Below are 21,177 nucleotides of genomic sequence, written 5' to 3' on the forward strand. Positions count from 1 at the left end.
AAATACCGTGCTGCGGTACAATGCAGACCTTTTGATGCATCGCGAGGAGGTGCGCGGATGATGACGTTTCTTGGAGCCCGCCTGGATCGCCGTGCGCAGGTGCTGGTGAATGTCAGGCTTGACGGTTACCCGTCGTATTTCCATATCGAGCCGGGCGCGGTGGCCGCGTTTCTGGGCGAGGCGGCCATGGATCCGGCCGCTGAGGCACGTCTTGTCGGCGAACGCTGGGCGATTTTCGCCGCGCCGCTCGAGACGCTGGTGCGCCGCCACGGTCAGGATTTTCGCGTGACGGGCGCGATGCTCGACGCCCTGCGCTGAAACGCAAGCCGGCCGGGCAGGCCGGCTTGCCCCACGGCGTCAGGCCGCTTCGTTGGCCAGGACCGCGCGTTTGCGGGAGTAGCCGAAGTAAACCACCAGACCGATGAGCAGCCAGGCGACGAAGCACAGCCACGTCAATGCCCCGAGCTGGCCCATCAGGAATACGCAGAATACCACGGCAAGACCCGGAATCCAGGGTACGGCCGGGCAGTGGAACTTGCGCGGCAGATCGGGTTGCTGCTTGCGCAGTACGATCACCGCGATGGCGATCAGGCTGAACGCGGCGAGCGTGCCGATATTCACCAGTTCCGCCAGCGTGCCAAGCGGCACGAAACCGGCCAGCGCGGCGATGGCCGCGCCGATCAGCCAGGTCGCCTTGTAGGGCGTCTGGTATTTCGGGTTCACCTCGGAAAACACTTTGGGCAACAGACCGTCGCGCGACATGGCGAAGGCGATGCGGGTTTGGCCGTAGGTCATCACCAGGATAACGGTGGTCATGCCCATGATCGCGCCGATATTGACGACGCCGGCGACCCAGTCGAGGCCGGCGACTTCCAGCGCCTTGGATACCGGGTGGTCGACCCCGGCGTAGCCGGAAAAGTGAACGATGCCCGTCATGATCGCGGAGACCACCACGTACAGCACCGAACAGATCGACAGCGACAGGATCACGCCGCGCGGAATGTCGCGTTCTGGATTCTTCACTTCTTCGGCCGCGCAGGTCACCGCGTCGAAACCGAGGAAGCTGAAGAACACGATGGCGGCGCCATGGAACACGCCGGTCATGCCGTAGGGCAGGACGGGATGCCAGTTGGCGGGCTTGACGTGCCATACGCCAAGCGCGATGAACAGCAGGACAACGGCCACCTTGATGACCACCACCACGTTGTTGAACCGCTTGGATTCCTTGATGCCGAACGCCAGCAGGGCGGTGACGCCGATGGCGATCGCGAAGGCAGGCAGGTTGAAGAACGTCGCCTTGCCCGGCCGCGCGCCGTAGGCCGCCGATAAGGCATCGGGCAGGGTCAGGCCGAAACCGGCCAGCAGGTTCTGAAAGTAGCCGGACCAGCCGACCGAGACGGCGGAGGAGGCCAGCAGGTATTCGAGCACGAGATCCCAGCCGATGATCCAGGCGATCAGTTCGCCGAGCGTCGCATAGGCGTAAGTGTAAGTGGAGCCGGATACCGGCAGCATGGAGGCGAATTCGGCGTAGCACAGCGCGGCGAAACCGCAGGCCAGCGCGCCGATCACGAACGACAGCATCAGTCCCGGGCCGGCGATCAGCGCGCCGGTGCCCGTGAGCACGAAAATCCCGGTGCCGATGATGGCGCCGATGCCGAGCATGGTGAGGTCGAAGACCCCGAGTTCTTTCTTGAGGCTCTGGGTGCGCTGGCTGAAGGCAAGCATCCCCTGAACGCTCTTTTTGCGCATCAAACTCATAATTTGTGTCCCTGGTTTCATATACGACGGCGCGAGCCACGCGAACGGGGCACGGTCGTCCTGGCGGGCTGCCCGGTCTTTTGCCGGCATGTCCCGCCCGTCAATGGCTGGTTTTCTCCAGGAGGTTCCGGCTTTGCCTTGCGCTGTCGCGCCGACGGTTCTGGCCGTTGTCTGTCGGTCGGGCGCCGATTCCTGCGGCAATGAATCCGGACGGGCCGGAGTCATCCTGTGCTGCCGCAAGAGGGCATGTCCTCGGTCGGAGGCGTCGTACAGCCTGGCAAAGCGGAAGTGAACCTGGAGTCAAGACGACCACGGATGGCGGTCTTTTATGTCATTTTTTCTACAGTCGATTGGATACAATCGGCATGGAAAAAATAAAGCGGCCCGCTGATCTGAAGCGGACCGTCTTCCTGACTTACTTTAAACGCTCGATAAGCGTGAATGCAATAGCAACAATGAAAATACTGACAAAAAATTGTCAGTTTTCCTAGCACAAACTGGCTCTTATTCTTATTGCCAATCAGTATGTTGTGCAGTTGTTCCGCCGCCCCCCTTTTGGGGACGGTCACGGCGAGATTTCCGGCGGTATGGCGCGCCGCTTTCCGGCAATGGACAAGGGAAATCCGATTTCCACTACGGGGCACCGACGCTAAGCTGATTGTCCAGTGACGGTTCAAGCGGGAAAGGGAGGCGTCGGGTGAGCATGGCGGGTCGCAAGGCCGGTGGCGTGACGTTGCCCGAAATGGTGGTGGTGGTCGGTATTCTGGCCGTGTCGGCCCTGCTGGCGCTGCCAGGGTGGGGGCAGTTGATTGCCCGGGCCCGGGTACGCGCTGCGCTGGATACCTCGGCCTCCCTGTTCCGCCACGCCAGAGCCGTGGCCATGATGCGCCGCCAGCCGGTCGCCGTGTGCCCGGTTCTGGGAGACCGGCACCGCGAAATTCACGGTTGCCGGCGCGACGGAAGGGAGAGGCGATGGAGAGACGGTATTTTGGTGTTTGTTCCGGACGCCGGTGCCGAGCCGGATGCGTATCGCACCGGCCAGTCCCTGCGATACGGTTTTTTCGACAGGAATCTGGTCGTGCGGGGGCCGGAGGCTTTCATGATAGGTGCGGACGGAGATGTCGCCGGACCGCCCCCGACATTGCGAATCGCGGATGTTTCGGGCCATGCCTGCGGCACCGTGACACTGGTTTCCGCTGGAGGGGTGGCTCGCTGCTTCGGATCCGCATGCCCGGGATGCTCCGAATGACGGGAAGCACGTTTCCGGAAGTGATGCTGGCTCTAATGATCCTGACGGCGGGGGTGCTGCCGCTGATTCAGACCAAGCTGGTTATCGCGCGGGAGATTCGCTTGCAGGAGGAGAGCGCACTGCGGCGGTTTGCTGAGCGCAGTCTGCATGAACTGGGAGCCGGACGGCCGTGAGAGTCGCAGGGCAGCGCGGGATGACACTGCCTGAATTGATGCTGACCGGGCTGCTGGGAATGATGCTGGCCGGCGTGGCGGCCGATTGCCTGGTAGCCGGAGTACGGCTGGGGCCGCGTCTTGCTCATGCCGGCGAGCGCCAGCGGGCGAGAGTGGCCTTGTGGCGTCTTGCCGACGATCTCGTGCGGGCCGGCGGCGTCGGGCGGACAGGAAAACCACCCGGTTTGCCAGATGGCGTGACAGAGACGCCGGATCTGTTCATTCAGGGAAAGGTGGTGCCTTTGCAAGACCCGGTGGATGTGGCCGGGTGCATGGTGTTTCGGGTGCCCGTGACGGGAGCGGACATGGCGTCGGCCTCGTGGACATTGACCAGTCTTTCCGGTTCGGTGGATGACGTGGCGGGGAGCATTGAAGGGGGGCGGTTCTTTGCCCCGGTTTCCGGGCCGCAGGCCGATTCATTGCACTTGCCTTCCCTGCTTGCCGTGCAGCGGGTACGGGTGCGCTGGTTTATGCGGGAGGAGAAATTGTGGCGAGAGGAGAATGGCCGTATGGCAGAGATGGCGGAGAACGTACGTCGCTTTTCCGTGACGATCCGGCAAAACGGGCGTCTGGCGGATATCGTGCTGGACGATTGGTGCCTGACTGTGGCGATGGCGCGCCATGCGGGCTGAGCAGGGCAATGTGGTGCTGTGTCTGCTGATTGCGTTGATCATCGCGTTGACATCAGTACATGGCCTGATGCGCGACAGCCTGGACTTGTCCCGGCTCGGCCGCGAGGAAAGCGCGATGCAACGGCGTTTCATGGCGGCGGAACAGCGCCTGCGGGAGCTTGAGCTCGCTGCCGGCCGCGATGCCCCTGCTCCAGCCGGGCCGCCGGAGTCCTGCACCTGCGTCAGACGGCTCGATACGCTGCCCGACGGCCGGGGCCTTTTCCGGGTCGCCGTCGATGCCGGGCACGGAATCATGCAGAGCGATTGGCTTGTAACGGGTCATCAACAGGGAGTCAGAGTGTCATGGTATTGGCAGCTTCGCGATCAGGCGGTCTGTCCTTGCTGGAAGTGATGGTGGTGCTCGCGATGATGGCCACGCTGCTTGTTGCGGCCACGGCAAGCTGGCGGGGCCCTGTTGCGAAAGTCCAGCAGGCCGAGGCAAGAAGCACGCTGGTGCGCACGGCATTCTTTCTGGAGCGCTGGTATGCGGATCATCGCGGATTTACCGATGAGGGCATTCGCTGGCCCCCTCTTCCCGAAGACGGAACGAAACATTACCGGCTGGTTTTCGAAGCGCAGCCGGGAAACGTCGAACCGGGTAAATTCCGGTTGTACGCCTACCCCAGGCCCGGCCTGGCCGCTGATCCGGCAAGCTGGCTGGTGCTTGACGAGTCGGCGGTGGTGCGCCTGTGTCAGAAAATCAATGGGCGCAAACAATGCCAATGAACAGCATCCCCCTCTGAGCTTGTTTGATGCCGGGCGGGCAGATTGGAAAACAATCAGAAGTCCAGCTTTCGGCAGATGCGGCAATGCCGCTTGTGCAATGACCAGGCCGCGGCTGATGGCCTGAGTGGACTCTCCGTCTTCGATAGCCCAGATGCTTGATAGGGCGGCTTGCACAAAGCACCAACCCACTATGCGGTTCCTGTCAAAATCGAGCTCCCGGGCCGTGATGGTCAGACGGCAATCGATGATGGAGGTATGGGCATACAAGCGGGAATCCAGGGTCGGGCTCCTGAGCGCCGCACCTATTTCGTACTTCGGCTAGCCGATGACCCCTTTGGGATCGATGGCTAGCCAACCGTGCGAGCTATCAAACAGAACATTGTCGTGATGAAGATCCCCGTGCAGGAGCCGATGACATCGCTGGAAATGACCCAGGGCCGATGCCGATCGGTATTCGTCACTTGTGTTGTGCATGACCTTCAAGACGACGGGGCCGTGGCGCCCACCTCCGAATGCAATGGTCGCGTGTGCCATGTGTTGGATGCTAGGCTCGAGCGTCAGTTTCCAGTGCGCTGAATAACGCGGCAATGGCGCAAAACATGCTTCCATGTCGCTTTTCTCTGCGAGACGAATGCGAGTGCCTGCACAGCTTTTCTGACTCATGCCCCATGCCATTGCGCGGTGATTGATGAAAGGGTTCGAAGCCGGCGATATCAGCCAAGTTCCCAACCTGCACACCTGTCCCCCTCTCTGTTCGTCTCGGGTTTTTGGCGGCAATGCCTTTATCGGAGCATAGTAGTAATGTTGGAGAGGTTTACCCGCTCCGCCGTGTTCATGATAAAGGTGCACGGACGATGGGGCGGCTAGGAGGGGATCGGGTGGCCTGTTCTGTCCGAAGAAGGCATGAGATATTACCCGCTGGTTTTTGAGGTTCGCCCAAGGTGCGTCGAGCTTGGTGAATTTCGGTTGTATGCTTATCCGATCCTGGGCCCCGCCACTGACTCGTCCAAACTCCTGGGGGCTTGACGAGTCAGCGGTGGTGCGACTGTACACGGAGTACAGGAATTGCCAATGATCGGCATCACAGGCGGTCGTCAGCTATGCTGCCGATTTTGATTCACGGAGCATTGGCGTGTCTCCGTTGAATACAAGGTGAGCGACGGTCCGTTTTTTTGTATCTTTGTCATAATAGAATACAACAAAACCCATGTCGTTCATTTTTTGATTAAGTTTGTTAATGTCTTCCTTGTTATGGTAGAGATAAATATTGAGCGTTTCTTTGTCCATGGCTTCAAAATTTGTTGAAAAATCGAGGAAGGCGCAAAGTGGTAAGTCCTGTGCATCATTTTTCGGAACAAATAGTACTTCGGTAAAGTCTCTTTGGTAGGCCGCTTCTTCCATGTAACGTTCTCTGCCTTTTTTGACGTGTTTTTGTACCGCACGTAAGGTATCATCTTTTGCACGCTGCTGTATTTTTCCATCTTTCGTTAGTTTGAAATTTTTATCTAGTCCATAGAGAAAGTCAACGTTGATGGACTTGGCCATAATTTTCTGTTTGCCATTTATTTCTTTAATAAATGGCATGTGAACTTTATTCGCTGTCGGATGGGACGAGGTGAAAGCGTTGGTAATGTCGGCTTGTTCTGTGTTGATGATAAACCCATACCCAACTTTGACCTTATATTTCAAGTAATCTTCGTTTTGATGCATTTGAGTTAATGCATCTCTATGCAGAGCCTTATCTCCATATGCTAAAAGGCGTTCCTCAGGCGCTATGCGAGGAGTGGAGAAATTTCCCGGGTTTTGAGTCACCGATCCATTTACAGACCATACTTTATCTTTTGAGTCAGGAAAAATAACAGAACCGGAAAAGTTAACTTCTTGATCGTAGGTATTGTCATTCGAAATATTATTTTCGTTGTTTTTTGTTAAATACTCTTTGTAGTTTTTTTTGCGCTCGGACACAATGGAAAAATATTGATCTAGCGAGAATTTGTCAGGGGTGATCCAAGAAAGACTGGTGATCAATGTGCCCATGTCTTTGTTGTTGAAATTATTTACCAAATCTTCAATAGATTTTGCTTTGTGCGAGATTATGTTTTCGGGAATATTGGATGATGCTGTGTCAGTGGAATGGTTTGTGGAAGGTGTGGCTGGAGTGTTAGTGATCTGTTTTAAATTTGAGTAATTGTTCTTGTGTTTTTGGGAAAATACGTAACTGGAAATTGTGTTGAAAATGTTGTGAAAAGTGGTTCTCATTTGTGTATGATCCAATTTAAATGTTTAAAGTATGGCTTGCCAGTGGGATACCATGCCTTGCAATGAGGAATTTACCATTTTGATATGGTGGTAAATTTCAAAAAACGTTTGTTAACTATGGGGTGAAACTCAATTAATTGTTGTTGTGAAAGAGTGTGATAACCCACTGAATCTACGCTCAGGTCATAATTCACACAGGGGCATGAGATGAGTAGAACCGCGAAGACGAAATCAAGCGTTGGACCGCCAAGCGCAAAGCCGCACGGGTGTAGAAATCATTCAAGGCAAGACCACGATAGCCGAGGCTTCCCGAGCGTTCGACCTGACACAATCCTAAGTCGAGGAATGGGTCGATGAAGCCCAGCGTGGCATGGAGAACCCGAGTCCGACAACTTTTCGCCAAAATCCCATTTCTTGCCTCACCCTCTAGTATTCATGCGGGTTTCAGGGAGGGATTTTCCTATTCGTTGTAATGGCATTTTTATGTGGAGATATATATTTGACAATGCTATTTGGCTTTTTATGGTAAAGGCATTTTTATCAAAGTTACTTCTTCAGGTCCTCGCCGTTATGTCCAGTTGGTTGAGGCGTTTCGCGATGAGGCCGGCAAGCCCAAACAACGTACCGTGGCCACCCTCGGGAGACTGGATCAGCTTGGTGGCGAACTGGAGTTCATCACGCCGTATACGCCAGAACAAAACGGGATGGTTGAGCGTGTGATCCGGAGCGTGAAGGAGCCGTGTGTTTACCGACACCGCTTCGAAAGCCTGACGCACGCCAGTCGTGTCATGGCAGACTGGATTAGTTTCTACAACAACCGACGTCCCTACCAGGCATTGGGGATGAAGACGCCGGCCAGAATTTACGAATTAGCAGCCTGACCTGAGCAGAAAGCGCTGGGTCATTACAAGAGCAAAAAAAAACCGCCCGGGGAGGGCGGCAAAGGGCTTTGCATGAAAACGGGTGTCAGTGAGCACCGCCGTCGCTGCCGCTGGGGCGGAACGGGGGCTTGGCGAACCAGACGAGCACGATCAGGGCGATGAACAGGATTCCGGCTCCCCAGAAAATCTCGTTGGACGCCATGATGTAGCCTTGTCGCGTTACCTGGCTTGCCGCCAGCGCGGCGGCCTTGTCCTGGCCGATGCCGAAGCTCGACAGCAGGGAAAACCATTCGCGGCTGGCGGCGCCGAACAGGTCGACATGGCCGGTCAGCGTCTCGTGATGAACCGCTTCGCGCCGGTCCCACAGCGTGGTGCTGGCCGATGCGCCGATGCTGCCCGCGAGGATGCGGGTGAAATTGGCGAGACTGGATGCGCCGGCGATCTGGTCGGGACGCAATCCCGACAGAATGATGGTCGTCAGCGGCATGAAAAAGCAGGCCACCCCGATGCCCTGAACGAACTGGGGCCACACCACCCAGGCCAGATCCATGTCGGTGTTGAACGTGCTGCGCCAGAAAAAGCACAACGCGAACACCGCGAAGCTCAGCGTCACCAGCGCGCGCATGTCCACCTTGTGCGCGAATTTGCCGATCACCGGGGAGAGCAGCACGGGCAGGATGCCGACCGGCGCGGCGGCGAGGCCGGCCCAGGTGGCCGTGTACCCCATCTGGGTCTGCAGCACCAGGGGCAGGAGCACGATGGTGCCGAAATAGAGCATGTAGCCGATGCTGATACCGATGGTGCCGACCGTGAAGTTGCGGTAGCGGAACAGGGACAGATCGACCACCGGGTGCTTTTCCGCCAGTTCCCAGATGACGAGGTAGGTCAGGGCGACCGCGGAAACGACCGCCATCACCACCACCTCCGTGGAGTTGAACCAGTCAAGCTCCTTGCCGCGGTCGAGCATCATCTGCAGGCAACCCACGCCGACGACCAGAAGCGCGAGTCCCACCCCGTCGATGGGCAGCCGGACGATGTCGGTTTCCCTATCCTTGAGTTCGCGGTAGGCGATCCATGCGGCCAGAATGCCGACCGGAACGTTGATAAAGAAAATCCAGCCCCAGTGCCAGTTGTCGCTGATGACGCCGCCGAGGATCGGCCCGAAAATCGGCGCAACGATCACGGTCATCGACCACAGCGCCAGCGCCATGCCCTTTTTCTCCGGGGGATAGCAGGCCAGCAGCAGGCTTTGCGAGAGGGGAATCAGCGGACCGGCCACCGCGCCTTGCAGCACACGGAACAGGATCAGCATTTCCAGGCTGCCCGACATGCCGCACAACCAGGATGTCAGGACGAACAGCGCCGTCGCGGCCACGAACAGTTTCACTTCGCCAAAACGTTTGGCCAGAAACCCCGTCAGCGGGATCGAGATGGCGTTGGCCACTCCGAACGACGTGATCACCCAGGTCCCCTGGGACGTCGCCGCCCCGAGATTGCCGGAAATCGTCGGCAACGCCACGTTGGCAATGGTGGTGTCCAGCACCTGCATGAACACCGCCATCGACAGCGCCAGGGTAATCCACACCAGGCGCGAGCCGGAGAGCGGAGGATGGTTCATGGCGTGATCCTTACTGGGCCTTGCCGGCGCCGTTTTCAGCCAGCAGCTTGGCGATCATCGCATCGACCGGAGCCAGATCCCGGTTGGCGGTGGCGGAAACCTGGGCCGACCGGGGACTGGTGCCGTCCGCCAATGTCTTGCCGTTTTGATCGCGTGTGTCGATTTCCACCGCCATCGACAGGCCGACGCGCAACGGATGGGTTTTCAGTTCGGCGGGATCAAGCTCGATCCGCACCGGCAGACGCTGCACGACCTTGATCCAGTTGCCCGTGGCATTCTGGGCCGGCAGCAGCGAGAACGCGCTGCCCGTGCCGGCGGAAAGACCGGCGACCTTGCCGTGATAGCTGACCTTGCTGCCGTACTGATCGGCCGTGAGCGTCACCGGTTGGCCGATACGGATATGGGCGAGCTGGACTTCCTTGAAATTGGCGTCGACCCAGACCGATTCGAGCGGCACGATCGCCATCAGCGGGGAACCGGCGGCGATATGCTGGCCGGCCTGAACGCTGCGGCGCGATACAAAGCCGCTGGCCGGTGCCTTGATGCGGGTCCGTTCGTTGGCGAGCCAGGCCTCCTTGAGCCGCGCGGCGGCGCGCAGCACGGCGGGGTGGGTGGCGACACTGTCTCCTCCGATCAGCGCCGCAGTTGCCTTGCGTTGCTCACGGGCGGCGTCCAGCGCCGCGCTGGCGGCCGCTACCGCATCCTTGGCGTGGGCCAGTTCTTCGGTCGAAATGGCGTCCGTGCCGGCAAGCGTGCTGCGCCGGGCGAGGTCGCTTTTCGCCTTGGCCAGTTCCGCTTCGCGCAGGGCGGTCTGAGCGGCCTCGCGCTGTCCGTTGTCCATCAACTGGCGGGTTTGCCGCACCGCGTCGATGAAATCGCTTCTGGCGCGTTCGAACGCCAGCCGGGTATCGTTGCCGTCCAGTTCCACCAGCGTTTGTCCCGCGCTGACCCGGTCGGTGTCGTCGGCCCTGACGGCGGTGACCGTGCCGGAGATTTCCGGGGTCAGCTGCATCAGGTGGCCCGCCACGTAGGCGTCGTCCGTGGTTTCCTGATGGCGCAGCACCAGCGCCCACCATGCGCCGTAACCGATAGCGGCGATGGCGAACAGGGTGGAGGCGATGATCAGATTGCGTTTGCGGCCTTTGGCCTTTTTCAGTTGGGCATCCATGATATTAGTGCTGTCCTTGTGACGGAGCGCGGGTGGCGAATCCGCCCCCCAGCGCCGTGTGCAGATCGGCCTGCGCCAGGCGGGCAAGCGCGATGGCGTCGGTGTGGCGGCTGGCCTGTTCCAGTTCGGTGTCGATGGCGTCAAGCAGGGCGAGCCGGTTGCTGAGGCCGGCTTTGAACCGCGCTTGGGCGGCGTTCCGGGTCTGGCGGGCGCTCTGCAGCGCCTGGGCGGTTTCCGTGAGGCGACGCTCGGCGGTATCGGTCTGCGACAGGGCATCGGCCGCTTCCTTGAGCGCGGCGAGCACCGTGCGGTTGTAGGAGGCGATCGCCATGTCACGGCCGGCTTCTTCGCGGGCGAGGTTGGACTTCAATTCACCCGAATGGAAAATCGGCAAGGTCAGCGCGGGCGTGACACCCATGGTGCGGGCGTCGCCTTTCATCCAGGTTCCGGTTTCCAGCGACGAAAGACCGATGAAAGCGGTCAGCGACAGATCCGGATAGAACGCGGCCCGCGCGGCCTGTGTCGCGGCGCCGGCCGCTTCCACCTCGGCCTTGCGCGCCAGGATATCGGGCCTGCGGCCGAGCAGATTGGCGGTCAGGCCCGCTCGGGGCAGCGCGGGAGGCGCCAGTGGCGCGGCCGCGGTCATGCCATCGAGCGCGCCGGGCGGCTTGCCCGCGAGCTCGGCCAGCGCATGGCGGGCGGTATTCATCTCGTGGGACAGGTCGTTGGCCTGCTGCTCGAACTGAGAGCGCGCGGTCGCCAGGGTGGCCAGGGCATCCGCGCTGACGAGTCCCGCCCGTACGCGGTCCCGTGTCAGATCCTGGCGTTGGCGCAGCGTCTGCAGCCGTTCATCGATCAGGGTGCGGCGTGTCTGGAGGCGTTGCAGGGCGGTGTACTGGGCGACCACCGCGCGCGCAATCGCCCGTCTGGCCTCGGCGGTGTCCAGTTGCGCCGCCCGGGCCTTGCCCAGCGCCGCGTCCAGCTCGGCGCGGCGGCGGCCCCACAGGTCCAGATCCCAGCTGCCCTTGAGCGCCAGCGAGTAGGTTGTGAAATAGTTGTTGCCAATCGGTTCGGGGAGCAGGCCGTAGCGCGAATAGCGCTGGCGGTCGGCTGAGACCCCCGCGTCGATTTTCGGGCCTTCGTCGCTGCGCGCGATGCCCGCTTCGGCGCGGGCACGATCAAGACGGGCCAGCGCCATGTCGAGTGTCGGGGAGTGCTCGAAGGCATCCCGGACCAGCGCGTTCAGTTGCGGATCGTTCAGGGTTGTCCACCAGCTTTCCGTGGCGGGCAGGCCCGGGCTGTCCGCCAGGGACAGCGATCCGGCATCGAGCATGCCGGGGGAGCGGGAAGCCTTGTCCGGCGTGGCGCAGCCGGCGAGCAGGGCGCCCAGCAGGGCGAGGGGGAGGCCCTGCCTGATCAGGCGTTTCATGATGATTGCCTCCATGATCGTTCAAGTTTGTTTTCGAATAATAACCGTGGTTACTATAAGGGTAAAAAAAACCGGCGGGTTCATCCGCCGATCGAGGTCAGCAGTTTGCGCATCAGTCGTTCCATTTCCAGCTTTTCCTCGGAGGAGTAGTCTTCCCACAGCCGTTTTTGAGCATCGCGGGAAATCGGCAGCAACGTCTCGATGAAGGCAATGCCCTGCTTCGTCAGACGCAGTACGATCTTGCGCCGGTCATCCGGACAGGCGATGCGCTCGACCCAGCCATGACGGACCATCTCGTCCGACACCCGGGTCGCATTGGTGCGCGAGGAGTCGAGCATGTCGCTCAGATCGGATGGGTTGAGCGAACCGTCCTCGGAGGCATACATGCCCAGCAGGGACATCCAGACCGTCTCGTTGATGCCCCATGGTTTGAGCGCCTCGTTCAGATGGCAGCTCAGCCGCTGCTGCAAATGCAGGGTCAGCCGGGTGAGCAGGACTTCCTGGCGGGGAACGCCGGGAAAGCGCCGGTCGATGCGCTCGATGGCGTCTTCGAGAATTTGGAAGGATTTGTTCATCTCGGCATTTTAGTAACATGAGTTACTATGAGTCAATGAACAATTGATGACGTGATTAATCCGCCAGCAGTTGCAATACGTTTTCCGGCGGGCGGCCGATCACGGCGGCGCGATCGGTCACGGCGATGGGGCGCTCGATCAGGCGGGGGTGCTGGATCATGGCGGCGATCAGGTGGCGGCGCTCCAGTGTTACGTCGTCAAGGTGCAGGGCGGCGTATTCTTCCTCCTTGCGACGCATCAGATCGCGCGGCTCAATGCCGAGCAAGTCCAGGATACGTCCGAGTTCCGCCTCGTCGGGCGGCGTCTTCAGATAGTCGACAACTTGCAGCGGCGCTCTCGCGTCCTCGAGCAAACGCAATGCTTCTCGCGATTTCGAGCAGCGCGGATTGTGATAAAAACGGATCATGGCAGCGTTCTGGTACGGTGGGTTGGGACGATCAGTGTCGCGTGCCCGCAACGATTTTGCAACCAGCGCATGACAAAGCTATGATGAGCACCCGTCACCATCCGGCTGTTTTTTCCATGTCCGCCACCCCATCCCGCCATTCCATGCGGCTGGCCTTTCTTTTGGCCGCGCTGTCGACCATAGGACCGTTCTCGATCGATACCTTCCTGCCGGCCATGCCGGCCATCGGCGCCGCGCTGCAGGTGTCGCCGATGCAGATGCAGCAGGCGTTGTCGGTTTACCTGCTGTGTTTCTCGGTGATGATGCTCTGGCACGGCCCGGTGTCGGATGCCGTGGGCCGACGGCCGGTGCTGCTGGTGACGTGCTTTCTTTTCGGGGTGGCCTCGCTCGGATGCGCGCTGGCCACGTCCTTGCCGCAACTCTTGCTGTTCAGGGCGTTGCAGGGGCTGTGCGGCGGAGCCGGCGGCGTGGTCGGCCGGGCCATTATCCGCGACTCGTTCGACGGTGTGGCGGCCCAGAAACTGATGTCGCATGTGACCATGCTGTTTTCCCTGTCGCCGGCCATCGCGCCGGTGGTGGGCGGTTTTCTGTTCGGCCATTTCGGCTGGCACTCGATCTTCCTGTTCATGGCCGCGGTAGGATTCTTCCTGTTTCTGTTCACACTCCTCGGTTTTACCGAATCGCACCCCGCCCAGCGGCGCCAGAAACTCGATGCGGCGGGATTGGCGTCCAATTACTGGATCATCGGTCGGCAACCGCGTTTCTTGCTGCTCACAGCGGCCATCGCCTTCAATTTCGCCGGTTTTTTCCTGTATATCCCGTCCGCGCCGGTATTCGTGATGCGCCATCTGGGGCTCGCGCACGACCAGTTCCTCTGGCTGTTCGGCCCTTCCGTGTGCGGCATCATGACCGGCGCTTATTGGTCGGGGCGAATGGCTGGGCGGCGCTCGGCGCGCCAGATCGTTTCCCTGGGGTACGCGCTGATGGCGTTCGGCGCGCTCTTCAATGTGCTGCACGCCGGCTTCATGGCGCCCTCGCTGCCGTGGAGCGTGCTGCCGTTGATGATTTACAACACGGGAATGTCGCTCGCCTCGCCATCCATCATGATCGGTCTGATGGACCAGTTTCCTTCCTTGCGCGGCACGGCTTCGTCGCTGCAAGGCTTCAGCCAGACATTGCTGTCCAGCCTTGTCGCCGGCCTGTTCGCGCCGTTGCTGTGGGACAGTCCGTTGACTCTGGCGCTGGGGATGTCTGGCTTTCTGTTGTTCGGTTTTCTTTCCCACACGGCCTATCGCCGGTTGGCGAGTCCCGCCGCCGGCTTCTGATTCGAGCCTGTTCGGGCTTGCCGCGAATACGAACTTCAACGATAATCATTCTCACCACCCGGCAAGTCGGACCGAATAACGTCAATGTTTGCAGGTTTCGCCATGCGCGGAACCCAGTAAGGAACTCGAATGCGCAACACCTTGAAACTGGCCGTCGCCTCGCTCGCCCTGACGGCCTCCGCTGTCGCTCTCGCCAAGGAATACCCCGTCGGCAAACCGCAAATCCGCAATGGCATGGAAATCGCCGCCGTCTATCTGCAACCGGTGAAAATGGAACCGGATGGCATGATGCGCAAGGCCGAAGACTCCGATGTCCATTTCGAGGCCGACATCCATGCCGCCAAGGGCAACGTCAACGGTTTCCCCGAGGGCGAATGGATTCCCTACCTCGAGATCAAGTACGAAATCACCAAGATCGGCACCAAGGACGTCATCAAGGGCGACTACATGCCGATGGTGGCCAGCGACGGTCCCCACTATGGCGACAACGTGAAGCTGAAGGGCCCGGGCAAGTACCGCGTGAAGTACACCATTTCGCCGCCGGGCTCCAATCCGCACAGCCATTTCGGTCGTCACACCGACAAGGAAACCGGTGTTGCTCCGTGGTTCAAGCCGTTCGATGTCAGCTGGGAGTTCACCTACGCGGGCATCGGCAAGAAGGGCGGCTATTGATCGTCCGGTTGGCCGCTGAACAAAGCGCGTCCGGCACCGGACGCGCTGTTTCGCTTTGTCGCGGGGATTTCGCATGAAAACGTTACGACTCATCACCCTTCTGGCCTTGTTGCCGGCGCTGGCGCCGGCCGAAGACATGCCCACCTTCAAGCTGGAACTGAAGGACGGCGTACTCAACCCCTCCCGTCTCGTGGTGCCGGCCGACAAGCCGTTCCGGCTCGAAGTGAAGAATACCGGCAAAACACCGGCCGAGTTCGAGAGCCTGCAGTTGCGCAAGGAAAAGGTGCTGGCTCCGGGAGCCGAATCCGTGGTCGTGTTCCGCAAGATTTCCCCGGGTGAATACAAGTTTTACGACGAATTCCACATGAAGACGGCGCAAGGCGTGATCATCGCCAAGTAAGCGGGCAGGAGACCGACATGGGACAGGTTCTTTTCATCGTCTGGCGCGAAAGCGTCGAGGCGCTTCTGGTGATCGGCATTCTCAATGCCTGGATGAATCACAATCCCGAGGGCCGCGCGGGCCGGCCCTGGCTGTGGGGCGGTGTGATCGCGGGCTTCCTGGCCGCGGTGTTGCTGGCGATCGGGCTGTTCGAAGCCAGCGCGCTGATGAGCGAATGGCAGGATGTTTTCCAGACCGTCATGGTGCTGTCGGCCGCGGCGCTGATCGTGCACATGGTGCGCTGGATGCGCCTGCACGGACGCACGCTCAAGCGCGATATCGAATCGGGGCTGGCCGCCCAGGCCGAGCGCTCCAACTGGTGGGGCGTAAGCCTGCTCGCCGGTCTTGCCGTGGCGCGCGAGGGCAGCGAGACGGTGGTGTTCCTGTACGGCACGTTGTCGGCCGCCGACGGATCCACCCTGCTGTCGATGGCGGGGGCCGCGGCCATCGGTTTCATGCTGGCGCTGTTGACTTTCTGGCTGCTCCAGCTTGGCGGCAAAGTGCTCAACTGGCGGTTGTTCTTCCGGGTGACGGAAATCATGTTGCTGCTGCTTGCCGGGGCGCTGCTGATGTCCGGCGTGGACAAGCTCATCGAAATGGGGGTGCTGCCGGCTCTCGTCGATCCGGTGTGGGACAGTTCCTCGCTGCTTGACGACTCCACCGCTGCCGGAGGACTGGTCGCCTCGCTGACCGGCTACCGCGCCCACCCGGCGCTGACCGGACTTCTGAGCTACGCCCTGTTCTGGCTGGGTGTCTGGTTCATGATGTACCGGGAGTCCCGGAGGTCCTGATGCGAATGTTGCTTGCGCGGTGCGGCGATTGGCTCCGCGATCACGGCCCACTGCTGCGCAAGCTGCAGTGGGTTGTCGTTTTCATGTATCTGGGCTTGCTTGTCGTGCCGGCGGTCATGCCGCTGCCGCCCGACTCGGCGCGCATCCTCGACAACATCACGGTGTTCGCTCAGTTCGTGTTCTGGGGGATCTGGTGGCCATTCGTGCTGCTGAGCATGGTGTTGTTCGGACGGTTGTGGTGCGGCGTGCTCTGCCCCGAAGGGGCGATGACCGAGTGGGCCGCGCGCCGGGGACTCGGCCTGCCCATTCCGCGCTGGATGCGCTGGGGAGGCTGGCCGTTCGTGGCCTTCGCCTGTACCACCGTGTTCGGCCAGATGGTCAGCGTCTACCAGTACCCCAAGGCGGCGTTGCTGGTGCTGGGCGGGTCGACGGTCGCCGCCGTGATCATCGGTTTCCTGTATACCCGCGGCAAGCGCGCCTGGTGCCGTCACCTGTGTCCGGTCAACGGTGTGTTCGCGCTGCTGTCGAAACTCGCCCCGTTTCACTACCGGGTCGACGAGGCCGCCTGGAAGGCTTCCCTGTCCGATGCCTCGGGGCGCAAGGTGATTCCGGTCGTGGCCGTCGACTGCGCGCCGCTGATGCCGCTGCGTCACATGAAAGGCGCCGGTGGGTGCCACATGTGCGGCCGCTGCAGCGGACACCGCGGCGCGATCAGCCTTGCGGCGCGCGCGCCGAACCGGGAGGTGGTCGAGGTTGCCGGCCGGGAGACCGATCCCTGGCAGAGCGCTCTCATCCTGTTCGGCCTGCTCGGCATCGCGCTGGGGGCGTTCCACTGGACGGTGAGCGACATTTTCATCGCCATGAAGCAAGCCAGCGCCGAATGGCTGGTCGAACGCGATATCCTCTGGCCGCTGGACGATGGTGCGCCCTGGTGGCTGCTGACACATTATCCCGAACACAACGACAGTTTCACCTGGCTGGATGGCGGAGTGCTGATCGCCTTCATCGGCGGTTTCGGCCTCGTGTCCGGGACACTGCTCTCCCTGCTTGTCGCGCTGGCGGCAAGGTTCGCCGGTCCGTGGGAAGCCCGCCGTTTCCATCATCTGGCGCAAAGCCTGATCCCGATGGCCGGCTGCAGCGTGTTTCTCGGCCTGTCCTCCTTGACCGTAACGCTGATCAAGGCCGAGGGTCTGCCGATCGGCTGGACCACCGATCTGCGGGCGGGGCTGCTTGGCGGTGCCGTCGTGTGGAGTCTGTGGCTTGCCGCGCGTATCCTGCGTCACGGCAAGAGCGGCTGGCGCGGCGTGCCGGCCATGCTGCCGATGATCGCCGCGCTCGGCTTGCTGGCGGCGTTTTGGTCGCTGCAGTTCGGTTGGATCGAGCTGTAAGGCTCAGACCGCGATCTCGACCAGAGTGGGGGAGAGGACCCGGATCACGTCTTGCGGGTTGATGCCAATCAGAAAACCGCGTTTGCCGCCATTGATGTAGATACGCTCGAGCGTGGCGATGCCCGCTTCCATGTAAACCGGCATGGGATGGCGGGTGCCGAACGGCGAGGTGCCGCCGACCTGATAGCCGCTGTGCCGGTCGGCGGTGGCCGGATCGCACGGTTCGATGTGCTTCGCGCCGATCCGGCGCGCGAGATTGCGGGTCGATACCTCCTTGTCGCCATGCATCAGAACGATCAGCGGCTTGCGGTTTTCGTCGTGCATGATCAGCGTCTTGATCACCACGTGTTCGTCGACCCCGAGTTCCCGCGCCGACACGCGCGTGCCGCCCTTGTCCTCGTAGTCGTACAGATGTTCGGTGAAGGCCACCCCGTGTTCGCGCAGGGTGCGGATGGCTTGGGTGACGGGGGTTCGTGTTTTTCCCATGATGTGGTATGCCGGTAACGGTGAGTCAACCGCCAGCCTAACGGCCCGCGCCGCGGCTGGCAATGCCGGTCACGCCAGCGCGCTGCCCTGTTTGCCGCGAGCAGCCAATCGTTCCCCGATGGCCTGCAGCGCGGTCCAGCGCGGCCCGCACCAGGCCGGCTCGATCAGTGTGGGCGCCTGGGCGGTCGCCGACACCCGGTGATACACCACGTCCCAGGGCGTCGCCCGGATCAGTTCGGTGGCCAGATCCGCATAATCCTCCAGGCTCCACGGCGCGATTTCGCGCCGCTGGTACTGCGCCGCCATGCGGCTGCCGCGCACGATCATCAAGGGGTGCAGCTTCAGCCCCTCCACCCCGGCTTCGAGAACCCGGGCGTGGGTTTCGCGGATCATCGTTTCGTCTTCGCCGGGCAGCCCGACGATGAGATGCGTGCAGATTTTCAGGCCGCGCTGGCGCGCGCGTCGCACGGCATCCTCGTATTCGGCGAAACCGTGTCCGCGATTGATGCCGGCAAGCGTCGTGTCATGCGCGCTTTGCAGCCCCAACTCCAGCCAGACTTCCTTGCCTTCGCCGGCAAGGCCGGCCAGCAAGTCCAGCACCGCGTCCGGCACGCAATCCGGGCGCGTTCCCACACACAGTCCCACCACGTCGGCGCACTCCACGGCTTCGCGGTATTGCCGCTCGAGCCATTGGACCTCGGCATAGGTGCTGGTGTAGGCCTGGAAATAGGCCAGATAGCGGCGGGCACGGTCGGTGCGCGCCTTTTCCCGGTGAATCTGCTCGGAGATGGACAGCCTGGCGGCATCGCGGCTGAAACTGCGGACGTTGCAGAACGTACAGCCGCCCTTGCCCAGCGTGCCGTCGCGATTGGGGCAGGTGAAGTCGCCGGTGAGGGACAGCTTGTGGACTTTCTCGCCAAAGCGCCGGCTCAGGTCCCGGCCCAGCGTATTGATGTAGGCGGTCAGATCCATGGCAAAAGCCGCGAGGATAGATCCGCGCCGGGGCGGCGTCGCTGATTCGGATCAAGCAAACAGGCGAAGGAGGATCGCGCCGAGCGCGACGCACAGCAGCAGCATGGCCAGACGGCTGAATACCGTGTGCACATGGTGCCGGTACGCGCGGTGGCGCAGCAGATTCCACAAAAACACTGCCAGGGCCGCGATCAGCAGCCATTTGACGAAACGGCCCATGAGATGGCGAAGCCGGTAAGGCGCAGAAAAGACGGGGCATTATCGCGGGGGCCGGCGTGCCTGCGCAAGTTTTTCCATATGCTGATGACGTTACGTTGTGACGTCCTTATAATGATTCACATGCTCGAGAAGCCTTGACGCCGACACCAACACAAACAAGCTGTGAGTTCATCATGACCGAAGCTGATAATTCCGTCGGCATCGTTACGGCGCAACTGGCCGTTTTCGATACCCCTCTCCCGTTGCTGAGCGGTTCGCTCATTGGCAACTGGGAGCTCAAGTATGAAACCTATGGCACGCTCAACCGCGACAAGAGCAACGCGGTGCTGGTGTGCCATGCCCTGTCCGGCCATCACCATGTGGCCGGGCGTTATACGGAGGACGACGCCGCACCCGGCTGGTGGGATTCGATGGTGGGACCCGGCAAGCCGATCGATACCCGGCGTTTTTTCGTGGTCGGTGTGAATAACCTCGGCGGCTGCCACGGCAGCACCGGCCCGTCTTCCCTTCGCCCGGAAACCGGCGAGCCGTGGGGCGCGGCCTTTCCGGTGGTGACGGTGTCCGACTGGGTCAACGCCCAGGCCCTGCTGGCCGATCGGCTCGGCATCGAACGTTGGGCCGCGGTGATCGGCGGAAGTCTTGGCGGCATGCAGGCGCTGCAGTGGACCATCAGCTATCCGGCCCGGGTGGGACACGCTCTCGTCATCGCGTCGGCGCCCAAGCTGTCGGCGCAAAACATCGCTTTCAATGACGTGGCGCGTCAGGCCATCCTTAGCGACCCGGACTTTCACGGGGGGGATTTCTATCGTCATGGCACGGCGCCGCGCCGCGGCTTGCGGTTGGCGCGCATGCTCGGTCATATCACCTACCTGTCCGATGACGGCATGGGCGAAAAGTTCGGCCGCATGCTGCGCTCCGGCGAGTACCGCTTCGGTTACGATGTCGAATTCGAAATCGAATCCTATCTGCGCTATCAGGGCGACAAGTTTTCCGATATTTTCGACGCCAACACCTATTTGTTGATGACCAAGGCGCTCGACTACTTCGATCCCGCCGCTGATGCCGGGCACGATCTGGCCGCGGCCCTGTCCGATGTCAAGGCATCGTTTCTGGTGGCGAGCTTCACCTCCGACTGGCGATTCTCCCCGGCGCGCTCGCGTGAGTTGGTGGACGCGCTGACCCGCGCCGACCGCCGGGTCAGCTATGCCGAGATCGAATCGGTTCATGGCCACGATGCCTTTCTGATGCTCGATCCGCCTTACGTCGCGCTGATGCGCACTTACCTTGACCGTGTCGCGCAGGAGGTGGGAGCATGACCCGACTGGAAACATTGCGCCCGGATCTGCAGCAGATCGCGGGCTGGATCCGGGACGGATCCCGTGTGCTGGACCTCGGATGCGGCGATGGCGCTCTGCTGGCCTGGCTCGGTGAACACAAGGGGGTGCGGGGTTACGGCGTCGAGATCGACGTGGACAATATCGTGCGCTGCGTGGCCAACGGCGTGAACGCGCTGCAGGGCGATCTTGAGGCCGGACTGTCGGCCTACGGCGACGCCAGCTTCGATCAGGTGATCCTGTCACAGACCATCCAGGCGATGCGTGAAACCGAGCGTATCCTGTGCGAAATCACCCGTGTCGGGCGCGAAGCGATCGTGACCTTCCCCAATTTCGGCTACTGGCGCAATCGCTGGCAGATCCTGGCCGGACGGATGCCGGTATCGGAAACGATCCCCTATCAGTGGTACGATACGCCCAATATTCACTGGTGCATGCTCGGGGATTTCGAGGCCTTGTGCACGAAAAACCGTATCCGGATCCTGGAACGGGTGGTGATGGACGGGCAGCGGCGCGTTGACTTTCTGCCCAATGTGCGCGGCAGCCTCGCGTTTTACCGGATCGGCCGCCAAGGACGATCCTAACGAGAAGAACGTTAC

The 21,177-nt window shown here is 61.2% G+C and carries 25 protein-coding genes; 14 read left to right on the top strand and 11 right to left on the bottom strand.

Annotated features, from left to right (window positions below):
• The first annotated feature begins 57 nt into the window (after positions 1 to 57).
• Complete coding sequence (locus JNO50_RS02145; RefSeq protein ID WP_189533909.1) at positions 58 to 318, top strand: hypothetical protein; 261 nt, start codon at positions 58 to 60, stop codon at positions 316 to 318.
• A gap of 39 nt (positions 319 to 357) precedes the next feature.
• On the opposite strand, the gene bcaP is transcribed toward JNO50_RS02145, so the two are convergent.
• Positions 358 to 1,758: a branched-chain amino acid transporter BcaP gene (bcaP, locus tag JNO50_RS02150; RefSeq protein ID WP_189533907.1), complete on the bottom strand. Its 1,401-nt coding sequence runs from the start codon at positions 1,756 to 1,758 to the stop codon at positions 358 to 360.
• 703 nt (positions 1,759 to 2,461) lie between these two features.
• Between bcaP and JNO50_RS02155 the strand changes: the two genes are divergently transcribed.
• From JNO50_RS02155 to JNO50_RS02175, 5 genes are read left to right on the top strand one after another with little or no spacing between them, the layout of a single operon-like run.
• Positions 2,462 to 3,007 (top strand): pilus assembly FimT family protein, encoded by a 546-nt coding sequence (locus JNO50_RS02155; protein ID WP_215796460.1) that lies wholly within the window; start codon positions 2,462 to 2,464, stop codon positions 3,005 to 3,007.
• Complete coding sequence (locus JNO50_RS02160) at positions 3,004 to 3,180, top strand: hypothetical protein (protein ID WP_189533903.1); 177 nt, start codon at positions 3,004 to 3,006, stop codon at positions 3,178 to 3,180. The genes JNO50_RS02155 and JNO50_RS02160 overlap by 4 nt, the downstream gene beginning before the upstream one ends.
• Positions 3,181 to 3,200: 20 nt before the next feature.
• Positions 3,201 to 3,851: a hypothetical protein gene (locus tag JNO50_RS02165; RefSeq protein WP_189533901.1), complete on the top strand. Its 651-nt coding sequence runs from the start codon at positions 3,201 to 3,203 to the stop codon at positions 3,849 to 3,851.
• Positions 3,841 to 4,242, top strand: coding sequence for a hypothetical protein (locus JNO50_RS02170; RefSeq protein ID WP_189533898.1), 402 nt, complete (start codon positions 3,841 to 3,843; stop codon positions 4,240 to 4,242). The genes JNO50_RS02165 and JNO50_RS02170 overlap by 11 nt, the downstream gene beginning before the upstream one ends.
• Positions 4,194 to 4,616, top strand: a complete 423-nt coding sequence (locus tag JNO50_RS02175; RefSeq protein ID WP_189533897.1) for a type IV pilin protein — start codon at positions 4,194 to 4,196, stop codon at positions 4,614 to 4,616. Before JNO50_RS02170 ends, JNO50_RS02175 begins: the two co-directional genes overlap by 49 nt.
• A gap of 318 nt (positions 4,617 to 4,934) precedes the next feature.
• On the opposite strand, the gene JNO50_RS19210 is transcribed toward JNO50_RS02175, so the two are convergent.
• Both JNO50_RS19210 and JNO50_RS02185 read right to left on the bottom strand, forming a co-directional pair.
• Positions 4,935 to 5,291, bottom strand: coding sequence for an aminoglycoside phosphotransferase family protein (locus JNO50_RS19210; RefSeq protein ID WP_189533991.1), 357 nt, complete (start codon positions 5,289 to 5,291; stop codon positions 4,935 to 4,937).
• A gap of 423 nt (positions 5,292 to 5,714) precedes the next feature.
• On the bottom strand, positions 5,715 to 6,653 hold the full coding sequence (locus JNO50_RS02185) for a hypothetical protein (RefSeq protein ID WP_189533895.1): 939 nt from the start codon (positions 6,651 to 6,653) through the stop codon (positions 5,715 to 5,717).
• Between the two features lie 755 nt (positions 6,654 to 7,408).
• Between JNO50_RS02185 and JNO50_RS02190 the strand changes: the two genes are divergently transcribed.
• Entirely contained in the window at positions 7,409 to 7,756 is a 348-nt protein-coding gene (locus JNO50_RS02190; RefSeq protein WP_229804674.1) for an integrase core domain-containing protein, read from the top strand.
• A gap of 85 nt (positions 7,757 to 7,841) precedes the next feature.
• Here JNO50_RS02190 and JNO50_RS02195 read toward each other — a convergent pair whose 3' ends face one another.
• The 5 genes from JNO50_RS02195 to arsC all read right to left on the bottom strand — a co-directional run bounded on the left by JNO50_RS02195 (position 7,842) and on the right by arsC (position 12,952).
• Positions 7,842 to 9,374, bottom strand: a complete 1,533-nt coding sequence (locus tag JNO50_RS02195; RefSeq protein ID WP_189533893.1) for a DHA2 family efflux MFS transporter permease subunit — start codon at positions 9,372 to 9,374, stop codon at positions 7,842 to 7,844.
• Positions 9,375 to 9,384: 10 nt separating this feature from the next.
• Positions 9,385 to 10,542, bottom strand: coding sequence for an HlyD/EmrA/EmrK family protein (locus JNO50_RS02200; protein ID WP_189533891.1), 1,158 nt, complete (start codon positions 10,540 to 10,542; stop codon positions 9,385 to 9,387).
• A 4-nt stretch (positions 10,543 to 10,546) separates the two neighbouring features.
• Positions 10,547 to 11,971: an efflux transporter outer membrane subunit gene (locus JNO50_RS02205; RefSeq protein WP_189533889.1), complete on the bottom strand. Its 1,425-nt coding sequence runs from the start codon at positions 11,969 to 11,971 to the stop codon at positions 10,547 to 10,549.
• Positions 11,972 to 12,051: 80 nt separating this feature from the next.
• Positions 12,052 to 12,546, bottom strand: a complete 495-nt coding sequence (locus JNO50_RS02210; RefSeq protein WP_189533887.1) for a MarR family transcriptional regulator — start codon at positions 12,544 to 12,546, stop codon at positions 12,052 to 12,054.
• A gap of 55 nt (positions 12,547 to 12,601) precedes the next feature.
• Entirely contained in the window at positions 12,602 to 12,952 is a 351-nt protein-coding gene (arsC, locus tag JNO50_RS02215) for an arsenate reductase (glutaredoxin) (RefSeq protein WP_189533886.1), read from the bottom strand.
• An 80-nt stretch (positions 12,953 to 13,032) separates the two neighbouring features.
• Here arsC and JNO50_RS02220 point away from each other — a divergent pair, with 80 nt between their 5' ends.
• The 5 genes from JNO50_RS02220 to JNO50_RS02240 all read left to right on the top strand — a co-directional run bounded on the left by JNO50_RS02220 (position 13,033) and on the right by JNO50_RS02240 (position 17,567).
• Positions 13,033 to 14,277, top strand: a complete 1,245-nt coding sequence (locus tag JNO50_RS02220) for a multidrug effflux MFS transporter (RefSeq protein WP_229804671.1) — start codon at positions 13,033 to 13,035, stop codon at positions 14,275 to 14,277.
• Between the two features lie 129 nt (positions 14,278 to 14,406).
• The gene (locus JNO50_RS02225) at positions 14,407 to 14,949 is read left to right on the top strand and encodes an iron transporter (RefSeq protein ID WP_189533884.1); all 543 of its coding nucleotides are present in this window, start codon (positions 14,407 to 14,409) and stop codon (positions 14,947 to 14,949) included.
• Positions 14,950 to 15,022: 73 nt separating this feature from the next.
• On the top strand, positions 15,023 to 15,349 hold the full coding sequence (locus tag JNO50_RS02230; RefSeq protein ID WP_189533881.1) for a cupredoxin domain-containing protein: 327 nt from the start codon (positions 15,023 to 15,025) through the stop codon (positions 15,347 to 15,349).
• Positions 15,350 to 15,366: 17 nt separating this feature from the next.
• Complete coding sequence (locus JNO50_RS02235; RefSeq protein ID WP_189533879.1) at positions 15,367 to 16,179, top strand: FTR1 family iron permease; 813 nt, start codon at positions 15,367 to 15,369, stop codon at positions 16,177 to 16,179.
• Positions 16,179 to 17,567 carry a 4Fe-4S binding protein gene (locus JNO50_RS02240; RefSeq protein ID WP_189533877.1) on the top strand — a complete coding sequence of 463 codons (1,389 nt, stop codon included), beginning with the start codon at positions 16,179 to 16,181 and terminating at the stop codon, positions 17,565 to 17,567. Before JNO50_RS02235 ends, JNO50_RS02240 begins: the two co-directional genes overlap by 1 nt.
• A gap of 3 nt (positions 17,568 to 17,570) precedes the next feature.
• Here the strand turns inward: JNO50_RS02240 and ybaK are convergent, their stop codons facing one another.
• From ybaK to JNO50_RS02255, 3 genes are all read right to left on the bottom strand, one after another.
• Positions 17,571 to 18,053 (bottom strand): Cys-tRNA(Pro) deacylase, encoded by a 483-nt coding sequence (ybaK, locus tag JNO50_RS02245; protein WP_189533875.1) that lies wholly within the window; start codon positions 18,051 to 18,053, stop codon positions 17,571 to 17,573.
• 69 nt (positions 18,054 to 18,122) lie between these two features.
• The gene (gene mnmL / locus JNO50_RS02250) at positions 18,123 to 19,025 is read right to left on the bottom strand and encodes a tRNA modification radical SAM protein MnmL/YtqA (RefSeq protein ID WP_189533873.1); all 903 of its coding nucleotides are present in this window, start codon (positions 19,023 to 19,025) and stop codon (positions 18,123 to 18,125) included.
• A gap of 51 nt (positions 19,026 to 19,076) precedes the next feature.
• Entirely contained in the window at positions 19,077 to 19,244 is a 168-nt protein-coding gene (locus JNO50_RS02255) for a protein MIGRI (protein ID WP_189533871.1), read from the bottom strand.
• Between the two features lie 173 nt (positions 19,245 to 19,417).
• On the opposite strand from JNO50_RS02255, the gene metX reads away from it, so the two are divergent.
• Complete coding sequence (metX, locus tag JNO50_RS02260; RefSeq protein ID WP_189533869.1) at positions 19,418 to 20,560, top strand: homoserine O-succinyltransferase MetX; 1,143 nt, start codon at positions 19,418 to 19,420, stop codon at positions 20,558 to 20,560.
• Positions 20,557 to 21,162 carry a methionine biosynthesis protein MetW gene (metW, locus tag JNO50_RS02265; protein WP_189533867.1) on the top strand — a complete coding sequence of 202 codons (606 nt, stop codon included), beginning with the start codon at positions 20,557 to 20,559 and terminating at the stop codon, positions 21,160 to 21,162. Before metX ends, metW begins: the two co-directional genes overlap by 4 nt.
• The last annotated feature ends 15 nt before the right edge of the window (positions 21,163 to 21,177 follow it).

The organism is Paludibacterium paludis, from assembly GCF_018802605.1.
Classification (GTDB): domain Bacteria; phylum Pseudomonadota; class Gammaproteobacteria; order Burkholderiales; family Chromobacteriaceae; genus Paludibacterium; species Paludibacterium paludis.

Excerpts from the sequence above, each read along its gene's own strand:
- JNO50_RS02210 (WP_189533887.1), bottom strand. The coding sequence starts at position 12,546 with ATGAACAAATCCTTCCAAATTCTCGAAGACGCCATCGAGCGCATCGAC.
- ybaK (WP_189533875.1), bottom strand. The coding sequence starts at position 18,053 with ATGGGAAAAACACGAACCCCCGTCACCCAAGCCATCCGCACCCTGCGC.
- arsC (WP_189533886.1), bottom strand. The coding sequence starts at position 12,952 with ATGATCCGTTTTTATCACAATCCGCGCTGCTCGAAATCGCGAGAAGCA.
- JNO50_RS02205 (WP_189533889.1), bottom strand. The coding sequence starts at position 11,971 with ATGAAACGCCTGATCAGGCAGGGCCTCCCCCTCGCCCTGCTGGGCGCC.
- JNO50_RS02155 (WP_215796460.1), top strand. The coding sequence starts at position 2,462 with ATGGCGGGTCGCAAGGCCGGTGGCGTGACGTTGCCCGAAATGGTGGTG.
- JNO50_RS02220 (WP_229804671.1), top strand. The coding sequence starts at position 13,033 with ATGATGAGCACCCGTCACCATCCGGCTGTTTTTTCCATGTCCGCCACC.
- metX (WP_189533869.1), top strand. The coding sequence starts at position 19,418 with ATGACCGAAGCTGATAATTCCGTCGGCATCGTTACGGCGCAACTGGCC.
- JNO50_RS02170 (WP_189533898.1), top strand. The coding sequence starts at position 3,841 with ATGCGGGCTGAGCAGGGCAATGTGGTGCTGTGTCTGCTGATTGCGTTG.
- JNO50_RS02145 (WP_189533909.1), top strand. The coding sequence starts at position 58 with ATGATGACGTTTCTTGGAGCCCGCCTGGATCGCCGTGCGCAGGTGCTG.
- JNO50_RS02200 (WP_189533891.1), bottom strand. The coding sequence starts at position 10,542 with ATGGATGCCCAACTGAAAAAGGCCAAAGGCCGCAAACGCAATCTGATC.
- JNO50_RS02225 (WP_189533884.1), top strand. The coding sequence starts at position 14,407 with ATGCGCAACACCTTGAAACTGGCCGTCGCCTCGCTCGCCCTGACGGCC.
- JNO50_RS02230 (WP_189533881.1), top strand. The coding sequence starts at position 15,023 with ATGAAAACGTTACGACTCATCACCCTTCTGGCCTTGTTGCCGGCGCTG.
- metW (WP_189533867.1), top strand. The coding sequence starts at position 20,557 with ATGACCCGACTGGAAACATTGCGCCCGGATCTGCAGCAGATCGCGGGC.
- JNO50_RS02255 (WP_189533871.1), bottom strand. The coding sequence starts at position 19,244 with ATGGGCCGTTTCGTCAAATGGCTGCTGATCGCGGCCCTGGCAGTGTTT.
- JNO50_RS02175 (WP_189533897.1), top strand. The coding sequence starts at position 4,194 with ATGGTATTGGCAGCTTCGCGATCAGGCGGTCTGTCCTTGCTGGAAGTG.
- JNO50_RS02165 (WP_189533901.1), top strand. The coding sequence starts at position 3,201 with ATGACACTGCCTGAATTGATGCTGACCGGGCTGCTGGGAATGATGCTG.
- JNO50_RS19210 (WP_189533991.1), bottom strand. The coding sequence starts at position 5,291 with ATGGCATGGGGCATGAGTCAGAAAAGCTGTGCAGGCACTCGCATTCGT.
- JNO50_RS02240 (WP_189533877.1), top strand. The coding sequence starts at position 16,179 with ATGCGAATGTTGCTTGCGCGGTGCGGCGATTGGCTCCGCGATCACGGC.
- JNO50_RS02235 (WP_189533879.1), top strand. The coding sequence starts at position 15,367 with ATGGGACAGGTTCTTTTCATCGTCTGGCGCGAAAGCGTCGAGGCGCTT.
- JNO50_RS02195 (WP_189533893.1), bottom strand. The coding sequence starts at position 9,374 with ATGAACCATCCTCCGCTCTCCGGCTCGCGCCTGGTGTGGATTACCCTG.
- JNO50_RS02160 (WP_189533903.1), top strand. The coding sequence starts at position 3,004 with ATGACGGGAAGCACGTTTCCGGAAGTGATGCTGGCTCTAATGATCCTG.
- mnmL (WP_189533873.1), bottom strand. The coding sequence starts at position 19,025 with ATGGATCTGACCGCCTACATCAATACGCTGGGCCGGGACCTGAGCCGG.
- JNO50_RS02185 (WP_189533895.1), bottom strand. The coding sequence starts at position 6,653 with ATGGGCACATTGATCACCAGTCTTTCTTGGATCACCCCTGACAAATTC.
- bcaP (WP_189533907.1), bottom strand. The coding sequence starts at position 1,758 with ATGAGTTTGATGCGCAAAAAGAGCGTTCAGGGGATGCTTGCCTTCAGC.